Source organism: Streptomyces sp. SLBN-31, assembly GCF_006715395.1.
In the GTDB taxonomy this organism is placed as follows: Bacteria; Actinomycetota; Actinomycetes; order Streptomycetales; family Streptomycetaceae; genus Streptomyces.
Map to the genome: position 1 here is coordinate 3,801,931 of NZ_VFNC01000001.1, position 23,280 is coordinate 3,825,210.

The window sequence follows — 23,280 nt, forward strand, 5'->3', positions numbered from 1 at the left end:
GCGTACCGGTCAGTGAGCTGCCCGGGAAGCGCCTGGCGGCGGAGGCAGGTGATGAGGACCGACTCTGCGGCTGACAGCTTTGCCTGACCGGGCGCAAGGCACGAGCCTCGGGGGAAGCGGGGCCGTATTTGTCGCTGCGCGGACTTGGTCCGGATATGTCACACAGGCTGGGGGTACCCGCCTCGTAGCATGGCCCATGGCCGAATCCGGTATGCGGTGACAGCAACGGAGAACCAGATGAAGGCCTCCCAATCAGCAGCTCCGCCGACGCCCGCGCCGGTCCGAGCGGATGAGCAGTCCGCCGAAGTCCTCTGTGGGCGCTACTTGTTGGGCGCGCGAATCGGGTCCGGGGGCATGGCCGACGTCTATGAGGGCGTCGACACGCACCTTGGGCGGCCCGTGGCCGTCAAGGTCTTCCGGCCCGGCCCGGACCCGCAGGCGGAGGACCGTCTCACCGCGGAGGCCGTCCTTCTGGGCCGCCTGCAGCACCCGGGACTGGTCACCGTCTACGACGCCGGCCGCCACGACGACCGCGCCTACCTGGTCATGCAACTGATCAAGGGGCCGGCGTCGTGCATCGAGATATCAAACCGTCGAACATCCTCCTCGACGCCGCCGGTGCTCCTCACCTGGCCGATTTCGGCATCGCGCGTCTGGCCGACGCCACCCGCCACACGGCACCGGACGTGCTGATAGGCACCGCCGCCTATGTGGCGCCGGAGCAGGTTGAGGGCAGGCGGATCGGACCGGCCGCCGACGTCTACGCGCTGGGCTTGGTCCTGCTGGAGTGCCTGAAAGGCGAACCGGAGTACCAGGGCACACCATTGGAAGCGGCCGTCGCCCACCTACACCGCTCACCCGAGGTCCCCACCTGGGTCCCCTCGGACCTCGCGGCTCTGTTGCGGGCCATGACCGCCCAGGACCCCGAGGCCCGCCCGGACGCCGAGCAGTGCGCGCAAGCCCTCGCCTCCCAGCACGCCGAACCCGATCCATTTTCCCTGCCGCTCTCGGCGCCCTCCGAGACGCGCCTTCTGACGCGGCCGACCGCTCACCTTGGAGCGGAGGAACACATACGGTCTCAGGAGGCGGCGGTCACGCCAGGCGACCTCCCCGGCGGCACTCGCCACGGCCGTCGCCTGGCAGTGGGCACCGCCCTGGCCCTCTCCGTGGCCCTGGGCGTGGCTCTCGCCGCCACATCGAGCACCAGCGGAAGCGACGACGGGGCAGTAGTGACGCCTGCCGCAACCCCGTCGCACCCGCCTTCCGCGACCGCCAAGAGCGGGCCCGGTGTCCTCCCAACTACCTCTCGCGCCGCTCAGACTCCCTCTAGGGCATTGGGTGCGTCCCACCCCTCGACTGCGCCAGCCGGATCTCATGCCCAGCCCGTCTCCAGGACACTCGGGGCTTCTTATCCGGCGGCTACCCCGAGCTCAACGCTGCCCGGATCGGCGTCACTGCCGCCACACTCCGCGCCGACCGCAGGCGAGGCAACTGGCCCGAGCCCGAGCCGGAGCGCCTCCACACCGCCCGCGAGTTCAAGGCTGCCCGGATCGGCGTCACCGCCGCCACACTCCGCGCCGACCGCAGGCGAGGCAGCTGGCCCGAGCCCGAGCTGGAGCGCCTCCACACCGCCGGAGGCAGTTGGCCCGAGTCGGACGACACCAGCGGCGGCGCCAACCGCTGACACGGAGTCCGCATCGCCAGGGCCTTCGGAGGGCGGCGCCGCTACCGGCGCACCGCCCAGCCCAAGCCTGACGCATTAGCCTCGATCTTGCATGAGGGTCCGTCAGCTTGCTGACGGACCCTTTCGGCTCGTTCAGAGCGGTGATTTCTGCTTGCGGGCATGCTGGTGGCCCGGCTGTCGCACCGGATGGGCGCCGGGTTCCACGGCTCCGGGTGTGCTGTTCGCAGGGACAGGACGCTGCTGGTCAGCCTGGGCTGGGGGGAGCATCGAGCCGGGCGAGCGCGGTGGTGATCACCTTGGTCCAGGGCCAGTGGGCCGCGAGGCGGAGGAAGCGGCGGCGGCCGGTGGTGACGAGCTGGGCGGCTGTGGAGAACAGCCGTAGCCGCAGGCGGCGGGGTTCCCAGAGCCGGGCGGTGCCAGTGAGGGCGAGCATCGGCATCCAGGCCGGCAGGTCCAGTGCGAGCTGGACGATCTCCAGCCAGACCTGGTTCTGTGCCGCATCGTGCAGGGGCAGGTTGCGCAGGCCGGTGGCCCGTGCTGCACGAATGCGGTCCTCGGCGCGGGCCCGCTGGCGGTGCCGCAGCTCCAGCTCGGCGATCGGGGTGTGGTGGGTGTTTGTGGCGAAACTGGTCAGGCGCATGCCGTCGGCGTCGGTGAACCGCAGCTGGGCGCCGGGGTGGGGCCGTTCCTTCCGCACGATCAGCCGCGTCCCCTTGGGCCGACCCTTGAGGCAGTCGCCGTCGAGCTCGGCCACCCAGGCGCCATCGCGGATCTCGTCATCGGGCTCGACGGCCGGTGTCCAGGCCGATGCCAGGACCTTCAGAACGGCCTGGTGGATGGCGTCGGTGATGGTCATGCCGACCGAGTAGGACAGCCACCGGCCGCGGGCGGAAAGCCAGTCGACGAATTCGTGGGTGCAGCCGCCTGAGTCGGTGCGGATCAGCGTCTGCCGTCCTCGCCGGTACTTCTTCGGCAGCTGCGCCAATGCGAGACGGGCGGCATCGATGTGGTCGGCGGCGGTGTTGCTGCCCGCGTTCCCCGGGCCGCAGCCGCCCGGCCACCGGCTCCCCGGACCCGCCCCGGCCGTGGTCGACGAACCCCATCAGCGGATGGTGCCCGAATGACTTCTTCCAGTTTGCGGCCGCATCCTGTTTCTCGGAATGCGCTATGACCAGCACCCCGTCCAGGTCGACGACCACCTGCCCGGCCGCGTCCGGAGCCACGTCACCGGCCAACCTCCAGGCGTGTTCGCGGACTTGGGCGCGGGCCTGCCGCAGTGCGGTCAGCGCACGCTTCCCGCCCGCTGCCAGCGCGCCGATCAGCCGGGACACCGTCGGATCGGAGGCCACCGGCCCGAACACCGCCGACTCGGCCCGCAGCATGCCCACGTCTGCCAGGCAGTCACCGCCGAGCGCTACCGCGAGCGCGACATCAAGCAGGATCTTGCCCGGATCATGCACCGCTCGCGGTTTGCGCCATGGCACGAGTGCCGCCGATAGCCTCATCCAGACCGGACTTGCGGATCGTCTCGACCAGCTGCACCGCCCCGGCCTGTGAAACCACTCCGCGACCGCCGCCCTCGGCGCGGACACGCGGGTAGGCCCCGATACGCTTCTTCACCTGAAAGTGCCTCCGACGTGGGAACAAGGACCTCAGTAATCCTCATTCTCCCTGGTCAGAGGCACTTTCTGCTGATGCGATCACGTGCCGGACAGCCCCTGCGTGAAGGCCCGAGGCTGGTTAGGCTGGTAACAGACCGCTCGGCTCAACCGCTGTTGACGCGGCACTGGGAAAGCAAAGAGGTGGCGTCATGACCCAGGCACCTGGCAGCCAGGCCGGCGAGGGCGCAGTCCGCGAGTACGACGAGGTGCGCGGAGTCGTGCAGCTCTTCCTCGACGGCGAGGCGAAGGGCGACATCGCGAAGCTCAAGGAAGCCTCGCATCCGGACGCCCGGATGTTCGGCTCGGTCGCCGGTACCCGCTACGACATGCCGATCGCAAAGTTCATCGAGCTGGCGGCGAAGGAGCCGGGTGACACGGGCAACCATCGTGCGCGCATCCTCTCGGTGCAGCAGACGGGAGACGCTGCCACGGCCGTGGTGGCCGAGGAGGGCTACTGGGGGTCGCTGTCCTTCATCGACTATTTCCAGCTCGCGCGTATCGAGGGGACGTGGAAGGTGGTCAGCAAGCTGTTCGCCCACACTTTCGGGGACCTGCCCCCGTCGACGTAACCCATGGTCTCGACTAGCAGGACGGCACTGGTCCGCGAACCGACCGCGGCCATCGCCCTCGACGCGGATTCACGGATACGACCAGATACTCTTCTTCACCTGAGGGGTGCAGCTTTACTGACGAGGAACAGGCCCCTAGACAAGTCCCATCGTCCGAGGTCAGACGCACTCCTCGCTTACTTGTTCAAGCCTCGGACCCTCACACTCGCGAAAGCGCGAGGTTAGTACTCCAGCAGCGGTTCGTGTCCTTGAGCTGGCGGTTGTCGTTGTCCTGGTATGGAGGGGATGACTGAAGTCGCTGGCTGAGCTGCCGAGTTGGAGTCGGTGTTTGCTCGGGTGGCGGGCAGGTTCGCTCGGGCAGATCTGCGGTGGCGGATGCGGGACTACGTCCGCGGTCTGCTGGGGCGGCCGACACGCAAGAACGGCTGGCAGCTCGCGGAACGGGTTGGTCACCACACCCCTGACGGTTTCCAGCGGCTGTTGAACAGCAGTATCTGAGACGCAGACACCGTGCGTGACGATGTGCGTGATTACGTAGCTGAACGGCTCGGACCAGGTGGTGTGTTGATTCTCGACGACACCGGGTTCATCAAGAAGGGCACCACCTCGGCGGGGGTCGGCCGCCAGTACACCGGCACTTCGGGAAAGATCGACAACTGTCAGATCGGAGTGTTCGCCGCCTATGCCACCAGCTTGGGCCGGGCTCTGGTGGACCGGGAGCTCTACCTGCCGAAAGCCTGGACGTCTGACCGTGACCGCTGCCGGGCGGCGAAGATCCCGGATGAACGAGGTTTCGCGACCAAGGGCGAGCTGGCCCGGGACATCGTCCGCCGCTGCATGGCCGCCGGACTGCCCGCCGCGTGTGTCACCGCCGATGAGGCTTACGGACAGGACTGGCACCTCCGTCGCCTGCTCGAACAGCTCGACGTCGGTTACTTGGTCGCGGAAGTCCCAGCAGATCAAATCCCTGGCCGGGATCTGGCGCATCGACCAACTCATCGAGGAAGCACCCCTTGATGCCTGGCAGCGGCTGTCCTGCGGTGAGGGGTCCGAAGGGCCACGGGTCTACGAGTGGGCCGCGGCCAAGCTGCCCAACAACCTGATCTTCGATCCCGATCCGCCGACCCATCACCGCTGGTTGATGGCCCGCCGCAGCCTCTCCGACCCCGGCGAAGTCGCCTACTACCTCGCCTGCGCAGCCGTCGGCATCGAGCTGCCGAACTCGTCCGTATCGCCGGCTCCCGCTGGGCGATCGGGGAGTGTTTCCAGGCCGCGAAGAACGAGTGCGGTCTGGATCAATACGAGGTCCGCCGCTACACCGGCTGGTATCGGCACATCACCCTGTCGATGCTCGCCCACGCCGACCTGACCGCACTCGCAGCGCAGGCCGACGGCGGGGCAAAAGGGGCTGCAGAAACGGATCAGCACCCGTCCCGCTCACTGTGGCAGATATCCGGCGGCTCCTGGACGCTCTCCTGCCCCGTCCACGAGCCGAACGCGATCCCGTCATCCACGCACTGAAGTCGTCGGCCTGGAGAAGACACCACCAAGCCACCGCCCGCCGCTGCCACTACGAAAACGCAGCTCAGGACACGAACCGCTGCTGGAGTACTAGGGTCCGTCTTCAAAGATCATCGGATGGTGGATCATGGTGGGGTGATACGCCGTCATGAACTCACCGATCAGGAGTGGAAGTTACTCGCTCCGCTGATACCGCGGGCTGCGACGGGCCGGCCGCGGGTGCCGGACCGGCAGGTCATCAACGGGATGGTTTACAAGATCCGGACTGGGATCTCCTGGCGTGACCTGCCGGAACGCTACGGCCCATGGCAGACCGTCTACACCCGCTTCCGACGTTATGCCCTGGACGGTGTGTTCACCCGGGCCCTGCAGCGGATCCAGGCCCGTGCAGACGCAGACGGCGACATCGACTGGCTCGTCCAGATCGACTCCACCATCGTCCGCGCCCACCAGCACGCCGCCGCCACCGGCCGAAAAGGGGGATCCCTCGGCCGGACGAACCGGACGATCACGCCCTCGGCCGATCCCGAGGAGGCCTGACCACCAAAATCCACCTCGCCTGCGACGGTCGCGGGCGGCCTCTCGCGATCCTGGTGACACCTGGCCAACGCCACGACGGCATCTGCGCACGGCCCCTCCTGGAACGTATCCGCGTGCCGCGCACCGGCCTGGGTCGGCCACGCTGCAGGCCCGACCACGTCATCGCGGACAAGGCCTACAGCTCCCGAGGCTTCCGGGCCTACCTGCGCCAACGCGGCATCGGGCAGACCATCCCGGAGAAGACCGACCAGCAGCGACACAGGCATAACCGCGGCCGCCGCGGTGGGCGACCACCGGCGTTCGACCGGCAGATCTACCGCCAACGCAACATCGTTGAGCGCTGCTTCAACCGGCTCAAGGGATTCCGCGGCATAACCCGATACGAAAAGACCGCCACTTCCTACGAAGCGGCGGTCACACTCGCGTCATTCCTGCTCTGGGCAAGATCCGTTTGTTGACGGACCTTAGCGGCGGCGCCGATAAGCGCGTTGGTATGAAGTCGATGCCGAAGGCCGGTCCGTCCAGCCCGGACAGTGGCACGGAGGCCGCGTGCTCAGGACATGAGATCAGGTACCATCCCTGGTCAGAAGGCCTGGACGCACGGGGGTGTTCGGCCGTTCAGTCAGGGGGCGGGGAGCATGTCCGGTGCGGGCTCGGGCGGCTACAGGATCGACGCGAGCGGCATGGACGGCGAGGCCGGAAAGCTCGACCAGGCAGGCAACGACGTCGGCGCCATACGCGAGGCCGTGGAAGACCAGATGTGCTACACACCGGACGCTCTCGGCGGCTCCGACTCCGGCCCCGCGTACGATAACTTCGCCGCCGCCTGGCAGGCCGAGGCGAAGACGCTGGAAGCCGCGCTGCACGAACTCGCGGACAAGGTCGGCATCTCCCAGCGGAACTACCAGGGCGCCGACCACGACACCATCGTCGCGCTGCACTCCGCGGGCACGAACGACGGCCTGACGACCATGCCCACACCCGCCGCGGCCCATCCGGGGACGACCGCGGGCCCTACCCCGGGCGCGCGTCCGCCGAGCCTTGCCGACTTCGACTGACTGACCGGCACACGCCGTACAGATCGACACAACGGCACACGCAACACAGATCGACATGCCGGCGACTTCGCGCACCCGGCCGACGTGTGTGCTTCCACCTGACACCTGACACCTGACACCTGACACCTGACTCCTGGGCAAGGACGAGCAAGGACAGCGGGGCTCTCACCACATGGCTGACGCAGGCGAATCCACCACCGACCGCAAGGAAAAGATCGACCGTTACACGGGAGACCTCGCGACGGCCGACAGCAAGAACGAGGTCCTGGAGGCCATCGGCAACCTCCTCGGTGTCTCCGCGCCGGTCGGCTCCCCGAGCACCCTGGACGCCATCGCCCAGCGCTACAAGAGCCAGGCCGACAACGCCGCGGACGTACAGCACCGGGTCGAGAAGGTCGCCTCGTCAGGGCTGCCATCGGTGTGGGTGGGCAGCACCGGCGCCAAGGCGGCCGAGGTGGTGGCGGCGGCCGGCCGTTCCGCCGAGCAGATGGCCGAGGCGTTCCATAAGGCGTCCAAGGCCCTCTGCGACCTCTCTGACGCGCTCACCTCCGCCCAGTCCAAGGACGACGACGGCCGCGAGCAGCTTCGCAAGGCCCGCACGATGCTCGGCGGCGATGACGGCTTCTTCGACGACATGGTGGAGACGGACGACGAGGAAGCCGACCGCAAGCGGGCCCAGGACATCGCGGGAACGGGGGCCAACTTCCTTTACGCCGCCGCGCAGGAGGCGGACGACGCGGCGCGGACGGCGGCGCGGGAGCTGAACAAGTACGCGGCCGAGGCTCGTGCCGGGCACATGCACACCGACAACATCTCCGCCGCCGACCGCCTCGTCCTCGCCGACGTCGGCGTGTTCGGGGGCCCGCAGGAGGAGAACGAACTCCTCACCGCGGGCGACCTCGAACGTTCCGGCCGTTTCATGGAGAAGATGAACGCGCGGGACCAGGCCCGCTTCGAGCAGATGCTCGCGGATGCCAAGACACCGCAGGAGCGGGCGTATCTGGTCAAGGCGCTGGCCGCGGGCTACGACGTGGACGAGGTCGGCCAGTTCCGCGACAAGATCCACGGCAAGGACCCGTACTGGCTTCAGCAGCACCTCAGCCCGATCGTCACGGCCGGCGACAGCAAGGTGGACGAGGGGCTCAATCCGGACGGGTCGAACCGCAACACCGACTACCAGTGGTTCGGCGACGAGAAGTGGTCCCAGGAGGGCAACACCTGTGTGCCGTCGAGCACCGTGACCGCCCGCGCCATGGTCGATCCCCTCTACGCCCTGGAGTTGACCGGCGGACCGTCCGGACAGGAGAACGACCCCGACGCCTTCCGCCACCGTCTCCACGACGAACAGTTGCGCCTGCACGACGAAGGCGACGGCGACTACCTGCACTGGTGGTCCGACGTTCCGGATGGAATGGACAGTGACGGGCAGAACGAGATCGCCAACGACGAGATCAGCCCGCACACCGGCAGCAAGTACGAGTACGAGCAGGTTCGCGGTGCGGACGAGCGCCGTGACGTACTGCCGGACATCGAGAAGTCCGTCGCCGAGGGAAAACCCGTCCCCTTCGAAGTGGAGGGGCACGAGAAGGACGGCAGCCGGGTCGGACACCAGATGATGGTGATCGGCCAGGAGGGCGACATGCTGGAGATCTACAACCCGTGGGGCCAGACGACGTGGGTGAGCGAGGACGACTTCGTCAACGGCCACATGGACAAGGCCTCCGACTCCCGCATGCCCGACGCGTACGCCGTCCACCTGCCCGCCGACCGATAAGTGAGCGTCATGACCAGCGCCCTGCGCCGACTCGCCCTTCCCGCCCTGCTGATGACCCTGCTCGTGGGCTGCGGCAGCACCGGGCCGGACACCTACGAGCTGGGTGAGAAGCACATACAGGTGGATGCGGGGGAGGAGTTCAGGCTGTCCGTTCCGGTCGACACCGCGATGGGGGAGTGGTGGTATCTGACATCGCCGGAGCCCAACCCTGACGTCGTCCGGAAGACGGGCAAACAGGAGGAGATCAAGGCCGACGACGACGCCGTCGGCAGCGGGAGCGGAACGGACTCCTTCGGCTTCAAGGCCGTCGGTCCGGGCACGACGAAGATCCGGCTCATCCAGTGCCCGCGCGGCGCCTGCGCCGGCGGCGGCGATGCCGGCGGTCCCGTCACCCCGTCCCCCGTCCCCAGCGGCAGCCCCACCCCCCAGAAGAAGTACCGAGCCACCATCCACACCTTCACCGTCACCGTGAGGAAGTCATGACCTCCGCGTCGCAGACCCCGCCCCCCGGCCGGACCGACGACGAGCTGGCGCAGTCGGACATCCCGGCGATGCTGCGTTACGGCCTCTCCTTCGCCGGACCGCACCGCACCGCCCTGTTCGGCGACGGCGCGGTGGGCGCCGCCGTCCTGCTGGACCGGCTCGGCATCCAGCCGCGGGCGGTGGCCTTCCTCGCCAAGGTGGTACGCAGCGGGGGTGTCCGGTACGCGGCCGAGCTGCGCGAGCCGGTGCCGGGCGACGATGCGGCGTCCATGGTGCGTACGTGGCTGGAGTCCGCGGCCACCACCGCCGACGGGGTCGACGGCGACGAGCAGGCCGCCCGCTGGCTGGAGGCCGTCGCCGAACTGCTCGGCCTCCGGCACGTCTACCGCTCTCGGACAGCCGGGGAGTGAGCGGCGCGGCTCCGCGGCCGTCCAGGTCGACACCTCAGCCAGACCGTCTACGCCATCACCGACCTGCCCGCCGAACAGGCCGACGCGGCCGAGATCGCCGCCCGCCCGCCTCGTCCACTACCGCTTTTATCAACTGCCCGGCGTCGCAGCGTCCCTGGGGGCATTGCCGGCGGGCGTCTGTGGTCATGCCGCAGCCGAGGCGCCTACCAGCAGCTGTCCCATGGCGGCCAGCACGGACGGCTCGACGCGGTAGTACACCCAGGTGCTGCGCCGCTCGGAGGTGAGCAGCCCGGCCTCCTTCAGCTTCTTCAGGTGGTGGGAGACGGTGGGCTGGGAGACGCCGACGTCGGAGATGTCGCACACGCACGCCTCCCCACCCTCGTGCGAGGCCACCGCAGAGAACAGCCGAAGGCGCACCGGGTCACCGAGCGCCTTGAACATCCGCGCCGCGGTCTCGGCCTCGTCGGCGCTCATCGGGCGTTCGGTCAGCGGCGGGCAGCACGGCGCCGCACCCCGACCGTCAGCGGGCTCGACCAGCGGCAGCACCTTCGCATTCGACATGCGTCTATGTTGACACATGTCGAACCAGTGTGGGGAGGGCCCTCACCGGCTTGCGAGATGGGCGGCCAGGCGCCGGGCGATCCCGTCCGCGTCCCGGCCCACGCCGCGCAGCGAGTTCGACGACAGACTGCGCTGCCACTCCAGCCCGACGAACGCCAGCCCTGGCACGTCGGTGGCGAGGCCCTCGCGGTGCCGGGGTTCCCCTCGGCGTCGAGGGCGCCGTCCAGGCGGGCGAGGTAGGGCGGGTCGGGGTGGTAGCCGGTGGCGAGGACGATCGCGTCGACTTCCTCTCGCTCCCCGTCCGACCAGAGGAGCTCGGCTCCGTCGGCGCCGGTGAACAGCGGCCGCCGGTCGGGCCGTCCCGCAGCCAGGGCGGCCCGGTAGCGGCCGTCGTCGTGGACCGGCTGCGCCGGAGGGCGCGGCAGGAGTCGGCCGAGGGGTGCGCTGTCCAGGCCGTTGCGCGTAAGCCAGAAGTGCAGGTCGCGGCCCAGAACGCGCTGCGCCGCGAACTTCACCGGCCTGCGGGTGGCGAGCGTGACGCGTACGGTCTTGCCGAGCTCGGCGGCGATCTGCACCGTGGAGTTCCCCGCCCCGACCACGACCACCCGCCGGCCGGCGAACGGGGCGGGTGTGCGGTAGTCGGCGGCGTGCGGCACCTGCCCCGTGAACTCCTCCAGGCCCGGCAATGCCGGCCGGTGCGGGCGCCCGAACGTCCCGGAGGCCGCGACGACGGCCCGCGCGGACAGCTGGTCACCGCCCTGCAGCTTCAGCGAGAAGACGTCGTCGGCGCGGCGGACCGCGGTGACACGGCAGTCGGTCCGGATCTCGGCGTTCAGAGGGTCGGCGTAGGCGGTGAGGTAGGCGACCACCTCGTCGCGGTGCGGATAGCGGTCCCGGTCGGCGCCGGGGAACGGTATGCCGGGCAGGGAACTGTACCGGGCGGGCGAAAAGAGCGTGAGGCTGTCGTAGTAGCGCGGCCACGACCCCGCCACGCGGTTGGACGCCACCAGAACCACTGGCCACAGTTCGCGGTGCAGCAGGGCGTGGGCGGTGGCGAGTCCGGACTGGCCGCCGCCGATCCCGGTGATGTCGATGTGCTTCATCGGCTCCCCCCGTTTCGATGAATGTCTATGTTGACGCTCATCAATACAGGTGTCATGCTGGGCCGCGCAACCCATCGACAGATGTCGAAATACGCAAGGAGTCGCCGTGAACGCGCCCGTCACCACCGACCTGCCCGTCGTCGTGATCGGAGCCGGCCCCGCTGGTCTGGCCGCCGCCGCCCACCTGGTCGATCGGGGCATCGAGCCCCTGGTCCTGGAAGCTGGCCAGAGGGCCGGTGCCGCGGTGCGCGAGTGGTCGCACGTGCGCCTGTTCTCCACCTGGGGCGAGGTCGTCGACCCAGCTGCCGAGAAGCTTCTCGCCCCGACCGGCTGGACGCGGCCCGACCCGGCGACCTACCCCTCCGGCGGTGACTGGGCCGACCTCTACCTGCAGCCCCTGGCCGACGTCCTCGGCGACCGCGTTCGCTCCGGCGCCACCGTCACCGGCGTTTCCAGGGCCGGGCGGGATCGCATCGTGGACGCCGACCGCGAGGCCCAGCCGTTCGTCGTGCACGTCGCTTACGCCGACGGCCGTGAGGAGCGCGTCTTCGCCCGCGCTGTCATCGATGCCTCCGGCACCTGGACCACGCCCAGCCCGGCCGGCGGCAGCGGACTCCCGGCCCTTGGCGAGCGCGCGGCCGCCGACCGCGTCACCTACCGCGTCCCGGACCTGAAGGACCCCGTCGTGCGCGCCCGGTACGCGGGCAAGCGCACCGCTGTGATCGGCTCCGGTGCCTCGGCGTTCACCGCTCTTGCCTATCTCGCCGACCTCGCCAAGTCCGGCGACGGCGCCGGCACGAAGGGGGTCTGGATCCTGCGCCGGGGCATCTCCGGCTCCACCTTCGGTGGCGGAGAGGCCGACCAGCTCCCGGCACGCGGCGCACTCGGGCTGGCGGCGAAGGCCGCCGTCGACGCCGGTCACGCGGACGCAGTCACCGGCTTCCGCACCGAGGCGATGGACCGGGCGGACGACGGCCGCTTGGTCCTGGTCGGCGAGGACGGACGCCGCCTGGACGCGGTCGATGAGGTGATCGTGCTGACCGGCTTCCGCCCCGACCTGTCCTTCCTGGGCGAGCTGCGCCTCGGCCTGGACGAGCGTCTCCAGGCTCCGGTTGCCCTCGCTCCGCTGATCGACCCCAACCAGCACTCCTGCGGCACCGTCTACCCGCACGGCCACCGCGAGCTCTCCCACCCCGAGCAGGGCGTGTACTTGGTCGGAATGAAGTCCTACGGCCGCGCCCCGACGTTCCTGGCGATGACTGGCTACGAGCAGGTCCGCTCCGTCGCCGCCGCGATCGCCGGTGACCTCGAGTCCGCCGACCGCGTGGAACTCACCCTGCCTGAGACGGGAGTGTGCGGCGGCGCCGGACTGTTCGACGCTCCCGACGCCGCTCAGGGCGACGGCGGCGGGTGCTGCGCGCCCGCGCCGCAGCTCGTCCAGCTCGGCGCCCCGGCCGCGGTCGCGGTACCGGCTGAGCAGGCCCCGGCGGGCGGCTGCTGCGGCTCGTGACCGACCTCAGCACCCGAGGTGACGGGGCCGCGACCGGAACAGGGGACCGGTCGCGGCCCCGCGCCGCCCTGCCCGCCCTCTGCGTCACACAGATCGTGAGCTGGGGCATCGTCTACTACGCCTTTCCCGTCCTCAACCCCCAGATCACCGCCGCGACCGGCTGGCCGGCCGGGGCGACCACCGCGGCGTTCTCCCTCGCTCTCGTCGTCTCCGCCCTCGCCGGGATCCGTGTCGGCCGGATCCTGGACCGGCGCGGCCCGCGCACCGTCATGACCGTCGGTTCTGTGCTCGGCGTAGTAAGCCTCCTGATCGTGGCTGAGGCCCCGAACATCCCGGTCTTCACTACGGGTTGGGCGCTGGCCGGGCTCGCGATGGCGGCCACCTTCTACCAGCCGGCGTTTGCCGCCCTGACCCGTTGGTGTGCCCCCGACCATGTGCGCGCCCTGACGATCGTCACCCTCGCCGGCGGCCTAGCCTCTACCGTCTTCGCACCCCTTACAGCTCTGCTGGCCCACCATCTGTCCTGGCGCCACACCTACCTCGTCCTCGCCGTCATCCTCGCCACCGTCACCATCCCCGCTCACGCCCTGGCCCTGCGCGCACCCTGGCCCGACGCTCCAACGAGTCCCGCGCTCATGGCCGAGGGCGCCGCCGAAGTTGTGCGCAGCCGAGCGTTTCTCCTGCTCGCCGCAGCCTTCGCCCTGTCCGGCTTCGCGATGTACGCCGTCGTCGTCGCCCTCGTCCCGCTCCTGCTGGAACGCGGGTACACCACAAGCCAGGCCGCCTGGGCCCTCGGCCTCGGCGGCGCCGGGCAGACCCTCGGGCGCACCCTGTATGCAGCCATCGCCCGCCGCACCACCCCCACGGCCCGCACAACGATCCTGATCGCGCTCAGCGGACTGACCACCACCGCGTTTGCCGCCTTCCCCGGCCCGTATGCCCTGCTCATCGCCGTGGCGGTCGTGGCCGGCATGGTCCGCGGCAACCTCACCCTGCTCCAGGCCACCGCCATCACCGACCGCTGGGGCGCCACGCACTACGGCCGCCTCTCCGGACTCCTCGCGGCACCGCCAACCACAGCGGCAGCCCTGGCGCCGTTCGCTGGCGCCGCCCTGGCCGTGCCACTCGGCGGCTACGGATCCCGGCCGGCCAGGACGAAGCAGCCTCCGAAGAAGAGGACTCGGTCCAGGACCAGAGCACCGAGCTGGGAGCCGCCTTCTACAAGCAGGACTTCGCACTCGACCTCGACGCCGGGGGCCAACCGATCGGCACTCGCTCCGACTTCGTGCGCGGACCCGACGGGAAGGTGCTCTGGTGGCGCAACCACGGACGGCTGTACCGCCACCAGACCCAGTGACCGGGCACAAGACAGCGAAACCGGTGCGCCCAGGGCACGCAAGCCCTGGGCGCCGAGGGCGGAGGTGAACACGGGCCTGCCGTCGAGCTTGCCCCGTGCGGAAGTCGTTGCGGCGGCTCACCGGAGTGGATCTGCTCGCCGTCGGATACGGCCCTCGCCATCAAAGTCCTTGAAAAGGTAACCCCGAAGACCAGCTCGAAGAAGCCCGGCGCATCAACCAGAAACTGCGCGCCCCAGGCCGCGAGCAGCCGACGACCTCAGCCTGAACAGGCAGCCGACGCCCGACTGACCGCGTAACTGGGCTCCAGGTGGAAACGGATGCTGCTGCTGCGCAGGGTCATGGCGCTACCGCTCCTTCGCCATATGTCGATCATCCTTGATGGCCTTGCCCGCCGCCGATGGACCTTCGGGCGCAGGACGCCGACAACGATGCGATGTGCACCGGTCGGCGATCTGTGCTGTCGCCCCCCTCGGCGCAGCGGGATGTTCTCTCCGGTGGGCGGCGAGGCGGTGCGAGAACCTGAATCGACGGTCGTTTCGTCTTTCTGATCGTGAAAGGTATGGCAGGCCTCGAAGAGGCAGAACTCGTGCGTCGCGTCGCCGTTGGCGACCGGGCGGCGTTCGACGAGTTGTATCGGCGCACCTCACCCTGGTTGGCGATCCGGCTCCGCCGCCGGTGTGCGGACGACGACGTCGTCGCCGACGTGCTTCAGGAGACCTATCTGGCGGTTTGGCGTGCGGCCGGCAGCTATGCGGGCTCCGTGACCCAGGGCAGTGCGCTCGGCTGGCTCTGGACCATCGCGGCCAACCGTCTCGTCGACGCGTTCCGTCGGCGCGCCCGGCATGAGCGGGTGCCGACCGTTGCCCTGCTCGAGACGACCGCGCCCGCCGCCGAGGACGAGGTGATGGCGACCCGCGTCGACCAGAACTTCGAACAGGCGCTACTGCGGCTGCCGCCGGAGTTGCGGCAGGTGCTGCAGGCCATGGTGCTCGACGACCTGTCGGTGCGCCAGACCGCGGTGCTGCTCAGCGTGCCGGAGGGCACGGTCAAAACCCGCGCACGTCGGGCCCGGATCGCGTTGCGGGAGGCACTGTCATGACTCATCCCACCACCACGCTTCTGGCCCGATACGCGGAGGGCGGGCTGGGACTCGACGACGCCGCTCTCTGGTCGATCGAGGTACATCTGGACGGGTGCGCCGACTGCCGTGGGCAACTGGCCGCTCACGCCACCCCTGCCACGACGGATCTGCTCGACCGTGTCGCCGTCTCGCTCGACCGGGCGCTCGGAACGAGCCCGTCGCCGGCCCGGCACCGTACCCGGGCAGGGGCCGTGCACCGACGCTGGTTCGCCTGGACGCTTCTGCCCTGGCTCGCGGTGACCGCCGCAGTGCTGGGCTGCGGGGTACTCCTCGACGCCGCAGAGCCGAGCCTGCCATCGCTCGTACTGCTGCTCGCTCCGGTGGCTCCGCTGCCCGGCGTCGCGGTGGCCTGGAGCCGCCAGATCGACCCGGCCTGGGAACTGATCGCCACCACGCCCGCGGCCGGCCTGGCCATGGTTCTGCGGCGGACACTCGCGGTGCTCGTCATCTTCGTTCCGGCACTGCTGGTGGCGGGGGTGAGTACCGGAACTTCGCTGGCCCTGACCCTGCTGCCATGCCTGGCGTTCACGGCGGCCACCCTGGTGCTCGGAGCCCGCATCGGCGTACAGCGTGCGGCGATCGCACTCGCGGTGACCTGGTCCGTGGCAGTCCTGTTGCCGAGCCTGGCGGCCCGGTCCCTGTCCCCGGTACTGCAGCACGGCAGCACCGCCTTCTGGGCAGTGAGCACGGTGGCCCTCGCCGCGATCATCCCGCTCACCGCATCCCACTTCCGCCGCCTGGCCAGCGGCAACTGACTTACCGCCATCAAGATCGACTGGATCAACAGGAGAGACCCATGCGGGCGATGAGTGCTGCCGAAACAGCCCCCACGCTTCATCCCTGGCTCGTTCACGCAGAAGATCTGCGGGTCCGGGCGGGCCGGCACCTGGCCGTCGACGGACTCGACCTGGCGCTGAGTGCCGGCGTGCACGGTGTGCTCGGCCCGAACGGCGCCGGCAAGACCACCCTGATGAGGGCGCTGTCCACAGTCGCCGAACCTGCCGAGGGCTCGTTGACACTGCTCGGCGCGCAGGTCGACAACCGTGCCGACCTGCGCGGAATACGCCGCAGACTCGGGTATCTGCCACAGCAGTTCGGCTTCTACCCCCGGTTCACCGTGCGCGAGTTCGTCGGCTACATGGCGTGGCTGAAGGAAATACCCAAGGCCGCGATCCCCGATGCCGTGCAACGCGCGATCGATCGGGTGGGTCTGACCAGCAAGGCCGACAGCAAGATGAAGGCGCTGTCCGGCGGCATGGTACGTCGGGCCGGCATCGCCCAGGCGATCGTGAACGACCCCGAACTGCTGCTGCTCGACGAGCCCACCGTCGGACTCGACCCCGAACAGCGTCTCGACTTCCGCGACCTGCTGCGTGACCTGGGCACTGACAGCTGTGTGCTGGTCTCCACCCACCTCGTCGAGGACGTCGTCGCCGCCTGCACCGACGTCCTCGTCATGAACGAGGGCCGACTCCTCTTTCACGGAACCCCCGACGACCTGATCGCCAGCGGCGGGCAGAGCGACGCGGGCGACAGCCCGGCGGAACGCGGCTACTCCGCCCTCCTGCGCCGCCACCGGAGCAACGCATGAACCGCATCCTCGGCATCGAGTTCCGGCGGTCGGCCGCGCTCGGCGCCGCGCTCCTGATCGCCCTCGCCGGCACGATCCTGCTCCAGGCCACCGCGACGCGATGGTCCACGGCGTGGATGGCACTGGCCATGACGCAGCGCGAATACCTCGCGCTTCTCTCCCCTCTCGCGATGGCCGCCGGTGCCTGGCAGTCCTATCGTGAGCACTGGGCCGACGTCGGTGAACTGTTCGCCAGCGCGCCTCGCCCGCGACCGCAGCGGATGGTGCCGATCCTGGTCACGACCGGGCTGGCGGTGGTCGTCGCGTACCTGGTCACGCTCCTTGCCGCGGCACCACGGATCGCCGACACTGCACGCTACCTACCGTCGGCCGCGTACGTCCTCGTAGCCGTCGGCCTGGTCGCGATGATCGCGTCCGTCTGGCTCGGGCTGGCCGTCGGGCGTCTGGTGCCCGCGCTCGCCACCGCACCCGCGCTGGCCGTGATCGGCTTCGCGCTGCTCATCTTCGCCCCCCATGTCCTGCCCGACGGCGGATTCACTGCGGCGTTCTCCCCGATCATGGGGATGAGCATCTTCAGCGACTACGACACCGTCGACGGCCAAGTCAGCGCTGCCCAGGGGCTCTGGATGGCCGCGATCGCCGCGGCGGCCGTCGTGCTCTTCGCCCTCCAGGACCGCAGGTTCGCGTTCACCGCGCTGGTGCCGCTGGCCATCGGGGCAACAGCCGCGGCACTGGTCGTGCCGACCGGCGATGCCTACGAGCGCGGGAGGCTCGACCCGGTCGCCCAGGAACTGGTGTGTACCGCCGACGCTCCACGGGTCTGCCTCAGCCGGGCCCATGAAGCGTTGCTTCCCGAGGTTGCGCCCAAGGCCCGGCACGCATTGGGACTCCTGTCGAAGACATCGGTCGCCGAGGCACACGAGGACACCACCACGCTCTTTCCTCCCACCTCACCGAAGTCGCTGCCTGACACCGTGCTGGTGAGGATCACGGTGGACAAGCACGGTCACCTCGCCCACCCGGGCCTGCTCGAACCCACGATGCTCACAGGGGCGTTCACCGGCCCTGAAAGCTGCGGAGACAGGTCGAACGTCCCAGTCGCCACGGCGGCGGCCTTCTGGCTGCTCGACCGGCACCCGACCGCCGGTCCCGATGGCCTCGAATACGTCGACCCGGACGCCGTCGAGCTCTGGAAGGACCTGCGGGCCCTGCCGCGCGCCGAGGCCGATGCCCGGGTAACCGCCGTCTATCGGGCTGCCCAGCATTGCCAGGTCGCGACCGGCCTCCTGACACGAGGCGACCGATGAGAGGACTGACTCTCTACGCCCGCTCGCGCCAAGTGCCGGCGGCGCTCGGCGCGGCGGCCGGGGCCACCGCCATCACCGTACTGCTGGCGGCCACCTTCAGTGGCAAGGGGCAAGTCGGCCGCCCCGTAATGGGCCTGACGGTCCTGCTCCTGGTCTCCGTCGTCACCACCACGCTCAGCGGCCCCGACGACACCCTGGACCGTACGGCGGCGCGGCCATGGGGATGGTTGCGCACGTCCCACCTGGCAGCAGCCCTGCTATGCGTACTCGTACTCCTGCTGGCCACGCTGTTGACCGGCACACGGTTCGGGCCCCTCGGATGCGTCTTTCGCGACGCGGCCGGCCTGCTGGGCCTGACCGCCCTGGGAGCGGCCACAGTAGGCACCGCTCGATCATGGTTCCTGCCTCTGGGGTGGACACTCGGCGCGGTGGCGTTCCCGGGCCTGGGCAGTGTGGGGGAGACGCTGACCTGGCAGACGCAGGCCATCGACAGCCGACCCGCAGCGTGGGTCGCAGCAGCCCTCGCCACCGCCGGAACCGCCGCCTACGTCAGCCGAGGCCCACGCCCGCGAACAGCGTCGGACCCCCTCTGAGCCTGCTTTTGGTCGCTCTCAGCGGTCGAGGCGGAGGGCTTCGTCCGGCGGCGGTAGCAGGCCCTGCCAAACGGGCCCACCGTGATGCGGCCCGTGCGGCTGCCCAGGGGCGGCCGGAGCGCGAGGTGCGAGGGCTGCCGACTTCCCCGGTGGGTTGGCCTGCGACAGGAGTGCGGTTTGCCCGAAGGCGAGGTCCTGGGTCCGCAAGGCAGGGACGGCACACAGGGCAGGGCCTTCACCGGTCGACCGCAGCCGCCTCGGCAGCGAGCACCGTGTGATCGTCAACCGCCACGGCTCGCAGTCTCGCTGGGGGCGGGACCCGGCACGACGCCGGCATCATCACATCGCGGCTATGCCCTCCATGCCCGACTCGGCGAAGGGCGGGAGGCCGGCGGCAGTCGTCGTCACCTTGGTGAGGGAGCCGTTCCTGCCGATGTGAAAGCCGTCGACGGTTCCGGAGGTTCCGTTCTGCACGTACAGGAATTTCTCGTCCTGAGTCACCGCGAGGTCGATGACACCCTGCGACATGGCTGACGGCGGCGTGGCGATACCGATCTCGTTGGTGAGCGCGAGCCTGCCGTGCCGGTCGCTGCGATACCCGGTGACGGTTGAGTTGCCTGTGTTGCCGCCGTAGAAGAAGTCGCCGGCGCGCTCCAGCCAGCACGCCGCCTGGCAAAGGTGCCGGGTTCACTACGTGCGGGACGTCTTCAGCGTGATCGAGAAGGGTTCCGCCGCGCCCGCACCGTCCGTGTCGCGGATGACTCCGTCCGGCTCAGCGACCTGCAGCTGACCCACACCCGCGCAGGCGATGACGTCACCGTCTCTGAGCACGAGGCTGCCGCCCTCGGTGCGCCCCGTGAACGGTGTCGTCCTCGTGCTCGGGGCCCCATCCACGTACGCGGGGCTTGCGCATGTCATGGTCGCCGCGAGCGCTCCGGCCGCCGCCATGGTGGCAGCGAGGCTGCTGTCTTCCTCTTGGTCACCGCGGGTGCGCGGCCGCCGACGCCCAGCTCACTTCCTGGATCAGAGGGCACTGGGGTATCGAGAACCTCCTCCACCACGTCCGTCCATCAACACTCTGACCAGCTGATCAGCGCCTGCCGCACAGCGAGGGAACCTCAACCGGACAAGATCACTTCAGGCAAAGACCCTGGCTGCGAGGACAGGTACGAGGGGCAGGTGGTTGTTCGGCGTCATGTGATCGGAGCCCTTTCATTGTCAGAGGCTCCGGGTGCTCAGACGCGTGCCGTTCTCGGCGGTGATAATAAGGTTCCACGCGGTGGCGTTGTCACCGTCGTCGCCGTCCCACCAGGTCACGAACACGTCGGCCAACCGCTTTACGGCGGACTTGGCACTCTTGTCGGTGTAGGTGGTGGCGAGTTCGACGTCGTAGTCCCGGGCTCCGAGGTGGACGAGGATCACCTGGTCGACATGCAGCGCGAGCTGCTTCGCGCCGTTCGCACCGGCCCAGGACCGGAACCGGGCCAGAAGGTCCGGATCAGGTGCGCGGCGCGTCACCGGCCTCGCAGGCGGATGACGTTCCGTTCCTGTTCCGACGGCCTGCTTGCAGCCCAGGACCCAAGCCCCGCGGTCCTTTTCCACCACGTTCTGCGGCTGGGCTGTGAGGGACCGGCGGACGCATCCTCCCCACACCACTTCACGGACCCCCGCGCCCTTGCCGCCGTCCTTGAAGAGCCTTTTACCTTCGCGCCATCCGGCGTCGTACGCCATTGCGTAGCCGTGTCCGGCGGTAGGACGGGACGCCGGTGACTCCGGCGCGGTGCCGCCCCCGCCACCGCAGGACACGGTGATCAGGCTGAGCAAGACCGCCGCGCAAGTAACGAGCCGTGCTTGTGCGGGTGCGTACATGCCTCGATTTCCCTTCCTGATGCCTAGGCCCTCCACCCCAAGTAGAGCCCTTTCAAGGGTCCTTGGTTGCTTCATGGAATCGCCTTTACGTTTGTAAGACGGTGTGCCTAGGATCCGGAATCGCAACGGATCGGGCCGCTGACCACGGCCCGTGAGTACTCCAACAAGGGGGAATCTTGAGGCTGAGATACAGCCTGGCCGCTGTCACCGCGTTAGCGGCTACCTTCATCTCGACATCCGCGTGGGCCGATCCCGCACCCACTCCTGTGACACCGCCCGCGAGCAGTTCACCGCTGAGCCCGACGCCCTCCCCCTCCCTTTCAGAGGAGGCCGCACCCACTACTCCGGGCACGCCGTCCACGTCACCGTCCACGAGCACGGCTACGACCACGCCGCCGGCCGCTCCGTCCGACCCGGCAAGCGCATCACCCAGCGCGAGGAGCACTCCCGAAGACACGACACCGGCGACGGAACTGGAGAAGTTCTGGACCCCGGAGCGCATGGCCCAAGCCGTCCCGGTTGACGAGGACCAGCCCCTGCCGGGGCAGACGTCAGGTCCGAGCCGCGGCAAGGGCGTCGCTCGGACCTCGCCCTCACACACGTTCGAGGGCATCAAGGAGGTGGGCACGTTCTTCTGGCAGGACAGCGATTTGAAGTACCGGTTCTGCGCCGGAACCGTCGTCCCTTCCCCGGGCAAGGATATGGTGCTGACCGCTGCCCACTGCTTCGACAGCACCGACCAGCAGAAGAAGCTCGTGTTCGTGCCCAAGCACCACCGGGCCGACCCCAAGCCGTACGGGCTCTTCCCGATCAAGGTCGGGCAGATCTATGCCGACCCGCGCTATCTGCGCAAGGGCGGTGACCATGACTACACGGACCTGGACTTCGCGCTGCTGAAGACGGAGCCCCGCGCGGACGGGAAGAAGGTCCAGGACGTGGTGGGAGCGATCCCGATCGGCTACGGCACGGGCTTCGACCATCCCGAGACCAGAGTCATTGGCTACCCTTGGCTGCCTGACGACGACGGCAAGTACAAGCCTCATCAGGACCCGCTCGACTGCACGTCGCCGATGAAGAAGTTCAGCACGGACAGCTCCGGAGACTGGAAGGGCGGCACCTTCTCCCAGATCGACTGCGACGGCTATGTGAGAGGAACCTCTGGCGGTCCCTTCATCATCGGCGGTGACCACCCACAGGTCATCGGTGTGACGGGTGGCTGGCAGACCGGCGGCCACAGCGACGACACGTCGTACTCCTCGTACTTCGACAGTGACCTCAAGCGGATCTACGACGCTGCGGTGGCGGGGAAGATGCCGGCCCCGGTCGTACTTCCGGCTGCTTCGACGTGGAAACACGCCAACGACATCGCCTCTGGCTACTTCGCTCTGAACGGGCCGGTCTCAGAGGACCGCATGGACATGTTCGTCCTGTGGTCGGACGGCGAGCTGACCATCTACCGCGGCGCGGACAAGGGCCTGAATTACTTCGACAAGGAGATCAGGGTCCAGAAGCCGAACAAGCTCTGGGCGGAGCACGCCAAGCAGGTTGTGGCTGGCGACTTCACTGGCGACAACGGATCTGACCTGATCGTGGTGTGGTCGGACGGTGAGGTCACGCTGTACCCCTCGGTGGATGAGAAGGGCTTCCACGGTGAGAAGCAGATCGTCGCACCGAACCCGACGTGGAAGCACGCCACGGCGGTAACCGCTGGCCGCTATGGTGGAAACAAGTGGCAGGACGACCTCGTCGTGCGTTGGTCCGACGGTGAGCTGACGGTCTACCAGAACACGGGGACCAGTCTTGGCAAGGAGATCAAGGTCGTCAACCCGAACAGGCTGTGGACCCACGCGGTCGAGATCGGTTCCGGTGACTACACGCAGAACGACACCTGGGACCTGGTGGTGCGTTGGTCGGATGGTGAGCTCACGCTGTACGACGACTTCACCGGCACGGGTGACACCTGGGGCGAGCACCAGTGGAAGGCCCCCAACGACCTCTGGGAGCACGCCATGCTCGTCACCGGTGGTGATTTCAGCGACAACCCCTGGCCGGACGACACGCTCGTCCGTTGGTCGGACGGTGAACTAAGCCTCTACACCGAAGGCAACGGCTCCGGCATCGGCAAGGAAAACGCCCTCGTCAAACCCTAGAGTGCGACGCTAAGCCGCAGTATCTCGCGGCACACCCCGTGCGGGTGTGCCGCGGGGTATCCGTCCCGGCACGGTATTTCCTTCGGTGCGTGCTGCCGGAGCGCGAGCACATCGTGCCTCGGCCGGAGCCCGTGGGGCTGGTGAACTGAGCCAGGGGGCACGGTGCGGTGGACAGTGATCGTCCGGCCCGGCGGAATCCCATCGGGCTGCGGGCCCGTCAGCTTCGTCGGACGGACAGGGATCCCACCGCGACAGGTCGAGGACGACGCTGCGTTCCTCAGGTGTCACCCTTTTCTTCGAATTTGCACGATGAGGTGCCCGCCCCCGGAGTTGCTGTCTGAGCGGAGCCGTCTATAGCGGAGCCGTCTTCACGTTGCCGCGCCGCCCATTGCACCAG

At 69.0% G+C, this 23,280-nt stretch carries 17 protein-coding genes and 4 pseudogenes; 16 read left to right on the top strand and 5 right to left on the bottom strand.

Features of this window, described 5'->3' with window-relative positions; translation table 11 throughout:
* Positions 1-354: 354 nt before the first annotated feature.
* Positions 355-1,763: pseudogene (locus FBY22_RS17610) on the top strand (protein kinase).
* Between the two features lie 165 nt (positions 1,764-1,928).
* On the opposite strand, the pseudogene FBY22_RS17615 reads toward FBY22_RS17610, so the two are convergent.
* Positions 1,929-3,304: pseudogene (locus FBY22_RS17615) on the bottom strand (IS1380 family transposase).
* A gap of 190 nt (positions 3,305-3,494) precedes the next feature.
* Between FBY22_RS17615 and FBY22_RS17620 the strand changes: the two are divergent.
* The 7 genes and pseudogenes from FBY22_RS17620 to FBY22_RS17650 all read left to right on the top strand — a co-directional run bounded on the left by FBY22_RS17620 (position 3,495) and on the right by FBY22_RS17650 (position 9,700).
* Positions 3,495-3,914 carry a nuclear transport factor 2 family protein gene (locus tag FBY22_RS17620; protein WP_142146642.1) on the top strand — a complete coding sequence of 140 codons (420 nt, stop codon included), beginning with the start codon at positions 3,495-3,497 and terminating at the stop codon, positions 3,912-3,914.
* Between the two features lie 315 nt (positions 3,915-4,229).
* Positions 4,230-5,435: pseudogene (locus FBY22_RS17625) on the top strand (IS701 family transposase).
* Positions 5,436-5,573: 138 nt separating this feature from the next.
* A protein-coding gene (locus FBY22_RS17630) for an IS5 family transposase (RefSeq protein WP_399211483.1) occupies positions 5,574-6,433 on the top strand; the annotation gives its coding sequence in 2 pieces (ribosomal slippage) (positions 5,574-5,928 and positions 5,928-6,433; 861 coding nt in all).
* Between the two features lie 180 nt (positions 6,434-6,613).
* On the top strand, positions 6,614-7,033 hold the full coding sequence (locus tag FBY22_RS17635; RefSeq protein ID WP_142146644.1) for a WXG100 family type VII secretion target: 420 nt from the start codon (positions 6,614-6,616) through the stop codon (positions 7,031-7,033).
* A gap of 172 nt (positions 7,034-7,205) precedes the next feature.
* A complete protein-coding gene (locus tag FBY22_RS17640) occupies positions 7,206-8,807 on the top strand; it encodes a peptidoglycan-binding protein (protein WP_142146646.1) in 1,602 nt (533 codons plus the stop codon).
* Positions 8,808-8,816: 9 nt separating this feature from the next.
* Complete coding sequence (locus FBY22_RS17645) at positions 8,817-9,290, top strand: protease inhibitor I42 family protein (protein WP_142146648.1); 474 nt, start codon at positions 8,817-8,819, stop codon at positions 9,288-9,290.
* A complete protein-coding gene (locus tag FBY22_RS17650) occupies positions 9,287-9,700 on the top strand; it encodes a hypothetical protein (RefSeq protein ID WP_142146650.1) in 414 nt (137 codons plus the stop codon). Before FBY22_RS17645 ends, FBY22_RS17650 begins: the two co-directional genes overlap by 4 nt.
* Positions 9,701-9,883: 183 nt before the next feature.
* On the opposite strand, the gene FBY22_RS17655 is transcribed toward FBY22_RS17650, so the two are convergent.
* Entirely contained in the window at positions 9,884-10,261 is a 378-nt protein-coding gene (locus tag FBY22_RS17655; protein ID WP_142146652.1) for a helix-turn-helix transcriptional regulator, read from the bottom strand.
* Positions 10,186-11,364, bottom strand: a complete 1,179-nt coding sequence (locus FBY22_RS17660) for an NAD(P)/FAD-dependent oxidoreductase (protein WP_313905421.1) — start codon at positions 11,362-11,364, stop codon at positions 10,186-10,188. The genes FBY22_RS17655 and FBY22_RS17660 overlap by 76 nt, the downstream gene beginning before the upstream one ends.
* Before the next feature lie 106 nt (positions 11,365-11,470).
* On the opposite strand from FBY22_RS17660, the gene FBY22_RS17665 reads away from it, so the two are divergent.
* From FBY22_RS17665 to FBY22_RS17700, 7 genes and pseudogenes are all read left to right on the top strand, one after another.
* Positions 11,471-12,874 carry an NAD(P)-binding domain-containing protein gene (locus FBY22_RS17665; RefSeq protein WP_142146654.1) on the top strand — a complete coding sequence of 468 codons (1,404 nt, stop codon included), beginning with the start codon at positions 11,471-11,473 and terminating at the stop codon, positions 12,872-12,874.
* Positions 12,871-14,010, top strand: a pseudogene (locus tag FBY22_RS17670) (MFS transporter); the annotation flags it as partial. The gene FBY22_RS17665 and the pseudogene FBY22_RS17670, both read left to right, overlap by 4 nt.
* A 781-nt stretch (positions 14,011-14,791) precedes the next feature.
* Positions 14,792-15,331: an RNA polymerase sigma factor gene (locus FBY22_RS17680; RefSeq protein WP_142146656.1), complete on the top strand. Its 540-nt coding sequence runs from the start codon at positions 14,792-14,794 to the stop codon at positions 15,329-15,331.
* A complete protein-coding gene (locus FBY22_RS17685) occupies positions 15,328-16,128 on the top strand; it encodes a zf-HC2 domain-containing protein (RefSeq protein WP_142146658.1) in 801 nt (266 codons plus the stop codon). The genes FBY22_RS17680 and FBY22_RS17685 overlap by 4 nt, the downstream gene beginning before the upstream one ends.
* 41 nt (positions 16,129-16,169) lie before the next feature.
* Positions 16,170-16,964 carry an ABC transporter ATP-binding protein gene (locus FBY22_RS17690; RefSeq protein WP_142146660.1) on the top strand — a complete coding sequence of 265 codons (795 nt, stop codon included), beginning with the start codon at positions 16,170-16,172 and terminating at the stop codon, positions 16,962-16,964.
* A complete protein-coding gene (locus tag FBY22_RS17695) occupies positions 16,961-18,271 on the top strand; it encodes a hypothetical protein (protein ID WP_142146662.1) in 1,311 nt (436 codons plus the stop codon). Before FBY22_RS17690 ends, FBY22_RS17695 begins: the two co-directional genes overlap by 4 nt.
* Positions 18,268-18,864 carry a hypothetical protein gene (locus FBY22_RS17700; protein WP_186363018.1) on the top strand — a complete coding sequence of 199 codons (597 nt, stop codon included), beginning with the start codon at positions 18,268-18,270 and terminating at the stop codon, positions 18,862-18,864. Before FBY22_RS17695 ends, FBY22_RS17700 begins: the two co-directional genes overlap by 4 nt.
* 339 nt (positions 18,865-19,203) lie before the next feature.
* Here FBY22_RS17700 and FBY22_RS17705 read toward each other — a convergent pair whose 3' ends face one another.
* Both FBY22_RS17705 and FBY22_RS17715 read right to left on the bottom strand, forming a co-directional pair.
* Complete coding sequence (locus tag FBY22_RS17705) at positions 19,204-19,521, bottom strand: lactonase family protein (protein ID WP_260844996.1); 318 nt, start codon at positions 19,519-19,521, stop codon at positions 19,204-19,206.
* A 561-nt stretch (positions 19,522-20,082) separates the two neighbouring features.
* Positions 20,083-20,595 carry a hypothetical protein gene (locus FBY22_RS17715; RefSeq protein WP_260844909.1) on the bottom strand — a complete coding sequence of 171 codons (513 nt, stop codon included), beginning with the start codon at positions 20,593-20,595 and terminating at the stop codon, positions 20,083-20,085.
* 758 nt (positions 20,596-21,353) lie between these two features.
* Here FBY22_RS17715 and FBY22_RS17720 point away from each other — a divergent pair.
* Positions 21,354-22,883, top strand: coding sequence for a serine protease (locus tag FBY22_RS17720; RefSeq protein WP_160159889.1), 1,530 nt, complete (start codon positions 21,354-21,356; stop codon positions 22,881-22,883).
* Positions 22,884-23,280: the final 397 nt, after the last annotated feature.